The sequence below is a fragment of the Roseateles sp. P5_D6 genome, assembly GCF_054049415.1.
This window is the reverse complement of sequence record NZ_JBFUMK010000047.1, coordinates 1-6,756: the sequence shown is the minus strand read 5'-3', so window position 1 is coordinate 6,756 and position 6,756 is coordinate 1. Positions and strand designations below refer to the sequence as shown.

The following is a 6,756-nucleotide window of genomic DNA, read 5'->3' as shown; positions in this document are numbered from 1 at the left end:
CGCAAGGCCGGCGCCGACGAAGACGGCCTGCTTCGCGACGGGCGCCAGCGGCTCGCGGCCGGCCGGCCGCTGCGTGTGCCGAGGCGCGAACCGGGCGACGGTCATCTCGGGCTTGTTGGCAAAACCTGGCGCCAGGCGCACCTCGAAGCCCAGTGCGGTGAGCGCCCTGCGCATGGGCCGCGAGATGCTCCACGTGGCCGCCGTCGTGCCGGGCACGGCGTGCCGGGACAGGCTCTTCAGCAGCCATTCGTCCCACAGCTCCGGGTTGCGCTGTGGCGCAAAGCCATCGAGGTAGAGGGCATCGGCGTCCAGTACCAGTTCGCGCAGCAACTCGCGTGCATCGCCCAGGCCCAGCAGCAGTTCGACGCGACCGTCCTCGAAGCTCAGCGTGTGCAGGCCGGCGGTCAGCGGCGGCCAGCGTTCGACCAGTTGGGCCGCCAGGTCGGGCAAGGGGCTGGCCGCATGGACGCGGGCCAGATCGTCGCGCTTCAGCGGGTGCTTCTCCACGCTGACGAAGACGAGGCGCTCGCAGCGTGCCGGGTCTTGCTGCCAGGCGTTCCAGGTGGCGAGGAAGTTGTTGCCCAGACCAAAGCCGGTCTCCAGCACGACGAAGCGCTCGCGGCCCTGCCAGCGGCCGGGCAGGCCGTTGCCGGCGACGAACACGTGGCGGGCCTGGGGCAGGGCGCCTGCGCGCGAGTGATAGACGTCTCCGAAGGTGGGGGAGGCCGGTGCGTCGGGGTCGGAAAAGTCGACCTCGGTGGGCTCGATCGCCGGGGACTTCATTGGCCCATGCGTTGCATTTCGCCGGACTCGATGATGCGCACGGCCGGGCCGGGGGCTTCGAGGGCCAGGCGCATGGCCCGTGCAATGCGCTGCGGCGAGATGGGGCGCCAGGTGCCGGGAATCAGCCCGGCCAGCGGCCGTACCAGCCTCAGCGTCCAGGCCTCCGCCGTGCGGTGCGGCTGGTCCAGCTGCTCCCGCTCGCCGTCCAGCAGGGAAGGCCGAGCGATGACGAGGCGCTCGAAGCCGAGTGCGATCAGCGCGTCCTCGGCCTCACCCTTGACCTGGTTGTAGAAGACCGGCGAACGCGCGTTCGCACCGAGCGCCGACACCAGGCCGCAATGCGTGGCGCCCGCCTCGCGCGCCGCGCGGGCGACGGTGAGCACTGCGTCGAAATCTGCTGCGCGAAAGGCCTCGCGCGAGCCAGCCTGGGCCATCGTCGTGCCCAGCGCGATGAGCACGCAGCAGGGGGCGGGCAGGGCGGCGAACGAGCCGGGCTGGGTGTAGTCCACCGTCGTCATGCCCGGCAACGGCTTGCGCGCCAGCGCGATGGCGTCGGGCCATTCGGCGCACAGTGCGCGGCCGACGAGGCCGGTCGCGCCGGCTATCCAGGTGCTTGTCATCTAGTCCTCGAGCAGAGCGGCCAGCGCCTGCGCGTCCAGCGGCGAAGCCTGTTCATGGCCCTCGAGCATGCCCTCGGCCAGGCCGCGCTTGTCGCGGTGCAGCTCGATGATGCGCTCCTCTACCGAGCCGGCCGTCACCAGCCGGTAGACGGTGACTGGGCGCTGCTGGCCCATGCGGTGGGCACGGCCACTGGCCTGATCTTCGGCGGCGGGGTTCCACCAGGGGTCGACGATGAGGACGTAGTCCGCCATCGTCAGGTTCAAACCGAACCCGCCGGCCTTCAGGCTGATGAGGAACACATCGCCCTCGCCACGCTGGAAGGCCGCCACGCGCTTGGTGCGCTCGGCCTGCGGCGTGCTGCCGTCCAGGCGCTGGAAGGGCAGGCCCATCTGCGTGAGGCGCTCGCCCAGCAGGTCGAGGTAGTCGGTGAACTGGCTGAAGACGAGGGCCTTGTGGCCGCCCGCCACCAGCTCGCGCACGATGTGCTCGAACTCGGCCATCTTGGCTCCCACCAGGCCCAGCTCGGGTGACACGAGGCGCGGGTCGCAGGCGGCGCGACGCAGGCGCATCAGCTCGGCCAGCACCTGCATGGGTGCGGCGCGCTCGCCGCTGGCCGCTGCCGCGGCCACCGCCGCTTGCGCGTCGCGGCGCAGGGCTTCGAGGAAGTGGCGTTCCTGCTCGCTGGGCTCCACGCGGTGGACGATCTCGGTGCGTGGGGGCAGGTCTTGCAGCACTTGCGCCTTGGTCCGGCGCAGCAGGAAGGGCGCGACGATGCGGCGCAGCCGGGCGCGGGCCGTCGCGTCCTGCTGGCGCTCGATGGGGCCTGCAAAGCGCTCATTGAACTGCTGCGGTGTGCCCAGCAGGCCGGGGTTGATGAGGTTCATGATGGACCACAGGTCCGCCAGCCGGTTCTCGACTGGCGTGCCGGACAGGGCCAGGCGGAAGTCGGCGTCGAACTCGGCGACCGATTTGGCGCGCTTGGTGGCGGCGTTCTTCAGCGCCTGGGCTTCGTCCAGCACCAGCGTGGCCCAGCGGCGCGCGGCAAAGCCCTCGGCGTCGATCTGCGCCAGCGCGTAGCTGGCGACGATGACGTCACCCGGGCCGGCGGCTTGCAGCAGCGCGTTGCGGTCGGCGGCTTCGGCGTAGACCGCAACATTCAGCCCCGGCGAAAACGCGGCGCACTCGGCCGCCCAGTTGCCGCAGACCGACGTGGGCGCCAGCACCAGGGCCGGGCCCAGCGCGCTGCGCTCGATCAGCAGGGCCAGCGTCTGCACGGTCTTGCCCAGGCCCATGTCGTCGGCCAGGCAGGCGCCAAAGCCGGCGGCGGCCAGGCGGCTCATCCACGCAAAGCCCTCGACCTGGTAGGCACGCAGCTCGGCACGCAGGGATTTCGGCGGCTGGGGCTGCAGCGCGGCGGCGGCCGTGAGCTGCTCCACCCGCGCCCGCCAGGCCTTGTCGCCGCCCAAGCGCACGCCGGCCAGGCCCTGGTCCAGCCAGGCGGCGCTGGCATTGGGCAGTTGCAGCTCGCCCTTCTTGGTCTGGGCCAGTGAGTCCAGGTCGCGCAGCTGCTGGCGCAGTTGCTCGGACAGCGCCAGGTAATGCCCCTCGGCCATGCGCACGAAGCGGCTCTTGCTGGCGCGGCTCAGGGACAGCAGCTCCTGCAGGCCGACGACGCGGCCTTCCTCGACCTGCACCTCACCGGTCACGCCCAGCCAATCGCGCCCGCTGCTGACCTCGATCTGCACCGCGGCGCCGTCCACCGGCAGCACGCGCATCGGCTTACCCTTGGGCCAGGCCAGCGCGGCGATTGCCGCCAGGCCGGGCAGGCGCTCCACGGCGGCCAGCGCCTCCTCGGCATCGGCCAGCAGCCAGGGCTGGTCGGGCGGCTGCTCGGGGTCGAGAAAGGGCAGGGCTTCGATGACGGCGGCGCGGTGCTGGGTCTCGGCACCCAGGTCACGCTCCGTGGCCAGGCTCAGGCCCTCGTGCAGGCACATCAGTCGCGCGCGGCCCAGGCCCGGCGTGACGGCGGGGCCGAAGTCGCCAAAGGGTTGGGCCACGAGCAGCAGCGACAGCCCCTCGCCCTGTGGCGTGAGGCGGGCATGCAGGCGGCTGTCGCCGGCCACGCGCTGGCCGGCGTCGGCGTCGGAATGGAGCTGGAAATGGCCGGTCAACACCTGCAGCGCAGCGCCGAGTTCGGCCGTGGCATTGGCCGGTACCTTCCAGCCCTGGGCGACAAGCTCAGCCACGCGGCGCTGGGTGGGCGTGATGCGGATCAGCCGCGCCCGGCTCGGCCCCTCGCGCAGCACGCGCTGGGTGTTGCGGCGCTCGCGTTCGGCCTCAGCCTGGGCGCCGTGCAGCATGCCGGCATGCGGCGACTCGGCAGCGACCAGCGGAGGGTGGAGGTGGAACTCGAAGGCGGCATTGGCGTCCTGGCCAACCCGCCGAATCTCCAGCTCCGGCAACCCCTCGCTGAGCTCCACCCACTGCCCCGGCGCGTCGGCAAACATCAGGTGCGGATGGCCGATCAGTGCGACCAGGGCTTGGCTCACGTCCAGGCGCAGGTCGTGCACACCGGCCCAGGCGTCCCGCTCGATGTGGCGCAGCACCAGGTTGTCGCGGCTGCGCTGGGCGCCTTGCTTCTTGAGCTTGGCCAGCGTCACGGCCTTGAACTTGAGGCCGCCGCGTGCGCCGTGGTTCATCTCCAGCGGCTCCAGCGTGTGCACGCGGCCGGCGTTGTCGAGCTTGAGCTGCCAGGCCAGCTCAGGCTTGGTGGCGCTGCCGGCGGGCTTGCCATCGTCACTGAGGGCGGCGATGGCCGCGAGGGCGTCCTGCCAGGCCTGGCGCGGCTGGCCGAGGAAGTTGGCAACGCGGGCCGGCCCGGCGCCGCCCAGTTCCAGGCGCTGCAGGGCTGCGCTCAGATAGTCGGCCAGCAAGGCTTCTTCTGGGCCGAGGCCGGCGAGCACGGCCTGTGCGAGCTGGGGCGTCCAGCCGGGTGCTGGCTTGCCCAGCCAGGCGGTGAGCAGCAGGCGGTCCACCGGCGCGGCATCGCCCGGCGTGCGGGGCGTGAAGGCGGCTTCCAGAAAACTGTCCTCGCCCAGCCGCACGCCGATGCCGTGGGCCCACAGGCCCCAGGCCTCGTAGGCGGTGGGGCTGCGGCTGCCGGATTCGGCGATGGCGTATTTGCGCGCCTGCGCCCAGGCCTTGGGGTCGTCCTGGGCCAGCAGGCTGAGCAGGTACAGGCGCGCGGTGTCCAGCGACAGCGCGTTGCGACGGCTGCGGCTGGCGGTGTGGATGGCCTTGATGGCGGCCTCGAAGCCGGCGCTGGCCTCGGCCCAGCGGCCATCGACGAGGGCGCGGGTGGCGGCCAGCAGCGTGACGCCCGGGCCGGCCAGGCCGCGCAGATGCTGCTCGGCGCTGTCCAGTTGCAGGGCCAGCATGTCGGCCTCGGCCAGGCGGGCGTGCATGGGAATGCTGAGCGTGCCGGTACCGGCCTGCAGCCAGGTGCGCAGCTCGGCACGCACCGGGTGGCCGGCGGGCAGGACGTCCAGCAACTGGCCCAGCAAGGTATCTCGAAGATCCGGGTCGATCTGCGCCAGCAGCCCGGGGCACCAGGGCTCGATCAGGGCCTGTAGGGCCAGCATCGGCGGGCTCAGTTCCGGCAATCGGGTGGCGAGCAGTTCATGGAATTCGGCGGCGGGCATGCCCGAGAAGATCATCAGCCGCAGCACCGTGCGCATGTCCTCGGGGCTGCGGAAGTTGACCCAGGCGATGGGGTCCTGCCAGTCGCCCCGGCCCGAGCCCAGCAGCCACAGGCGCTGGCGCCAGTAGCGCTCGTGGCCGGGGGCGGCAAGCAAGGTCTGCAGACGCTCGACGTGATCGATCAATGAGACGCGCGTGCCCTTGCCGTACAGCCCCTCGGCACGGCGCTGGGCGACCAGGGCCTGCAGGCCATCGCGCGTGGCGTAGTGGTCGAAGGTCTCGCCGTTGGCGCGCTCGCGGCCGGTCAGCGACAGCCATTGCATGACGGCGTTGATGCTGGCGGTGCCGCCCAGCAGCAGCAGGGCGTCGAGCAAGGTCTGCAGGTCGGCCTCGGGCAGGGCGCCGGGGGTGGCGAGTTGCTCGGTCCGCTGCGCCGCTTTGGCTTCCTGGATCTTGCGCAGCATCTCCTGGGCGGTGACGACCGTGCCATCGGGCAGGTTGAACTTGAGCGAGTTGTCGAGCGGGGGGCGTGCCATGGGTGGAATTAGATCAGCCCCTCATGGGAATCCGGGGTCGGCGGCGCCTGTGTTTCAACGGGTTCGGCAAGCGGCACCCGCCTGTAGCAATTGAAACCATTGCACGCCTGCGGGAAGCGGCATTGATACCGCCGATCCAGACACTGATTTGCATCGCGACACGTCGTCGTGAACCTTTTCAAACCCCACAGGGAGATCACCATGTCTTTGCGTCACATCCTCATCGGCGCGGTCGCGCTGGCCTGCAGCGCCGCGGCTCAGGCGGGCCTCGTCAACTACAGCTTCGTGGCCAAAGGCCTGGACGCGGCGACCGGCGGAACGCTGTCGGGCAGCTTGGTGGTGGACATGGATGCCGTCGACTCGGATGCGGGGCCCACGCGCGGCCTCTATGACAGCGGCGCCAAGATGTCGGGCGGTGTTTCAGGTGGCGTGCAGGACGGCATGGCATACACGAATGAGAGCAAGCGGATCTTCGTCGACGCGGATATGGACAGCTTCTTCAGCTTCATTGACCTGAACGATCCGTGGCCCGTCTTCCAGCTGTTCTTGGAGGGGACAACGGGCGTGGATGCGCTGACGACCGGCGCCATGCCCTACCTGTATCTGGAGGACTTCCAGTCCCGTCATGAAATCCGCTTCCAGATGCCCAACGAGAAGCAGTACCGCTACGAGATCACCGCGTTGACCAGTACGGACGTGCCACCCCGCGATGGCGCGCATGAGCTGCCGCTGCCCGGTACGGCGCCGCTGGTCCTGGCGGCTCTACTGGGCCTCGGCTGGGCCAGGCGCCGGGCCGCCACGCAGCTGCCTTGAGGGGCCAGCTGCCGATGCACGAGCCGTGAGCCGCAGAGGTTGCAGCAGCGGTCGCCCAGCAAAAACGGCCTGCCCCGTGAGGGACAGGCCGCGCAGGCGATGCCTTGGACTCAGCGCTTGGGCTGCGTCAGGCGCGGGCCGTTGTTGTGGCGCGGGGCGCCGCCGGCGTTGCCGCGGGCTGGTTGGGCGCCGGCTGCGCGAGGGGCGTGCTCGGCATGGGGCTTAGGCGCGGTCTTGGCGCCGCCCACGCCGGTGTGGCCGGCGGGCTTGCCGCCACGACCACCACCGCCACCGCCGCCTGCGC

At 71.1% G+C, this 6,756-nt stretch carries 4 protein-coding genes and 1 pseudogene; 1 reads left to right on the top strand and 4 read right to left on the bottom strand.

The window, feature by feature from the left end:
* From mnmD to ACXJKM_RS29950, 3 genes are all read right to left on the bottom strand, one after another.
* On the bottom strand, positions 1-783 hold a 783-nt coding region (gene mnmD, locus ACXJKM_RS29960), incomplete at its 3' end, for a tRNA (5-methylaminomethyl-2-thiouridine)(34)-methyltransferase MnmD (RefSeq protein WP_457356654.1).
* On the bottom strand, positions 780-1,403 hold the full coding sequence (locus tag ACXJKM_RS29955) for an NAD(P)H-binding protein (RefSeq protein WP_457356653.1): 624 nt from the start codon (positions 1,401-1,403) through the stop codon (positions 780-782). The genes mnmD and ACXJKM_RS29955, both read right to left, overlap by 4 nt.
* The gene (locus ACXJKM_RS29950; RefSeq protein ID WP_457356652.1) at positions 1,404-5,639 is read right to left on the bottom strand and encodes an SNF2-related protein; all 4,236 of its coding nucleotides are present in this window, start codon (positions 5,637-5,639) and stop codon (positions 1,404-1,406) included.
* 201 nt (positions 5,640-5,840) lie between these two features.
* Here ACXJKM_RS29950 and ACXJKM_RS29945 point away from each other — a divergent pair, with 201 nt between their 5' ends.
* Positions 5,841-6,452 carry a hypothetical protein gene (locus tag ACXJKM_RS29945; RefSeq protein ID WP_056196196.1) on the top strand — a complete coding sequence of 204 codons (612 nt, stop codon included), beginning with the start codon at positions 5,841-5,843 and terminating at the stop codon, positions 6,450-6,452.
* Between the two features lie 110 nt (positions 6,453-6,562).
* Here ACXJKM_RS29945 and ACXJKM_RS29940 read toward each other — a convergent pair.
* A pseudogene (locus tag ACXJKM_RS29940) lies at positions 6,563-6,756 on the bottom strand (DEAD/DEAH box helicase); the annotation flags it as partial.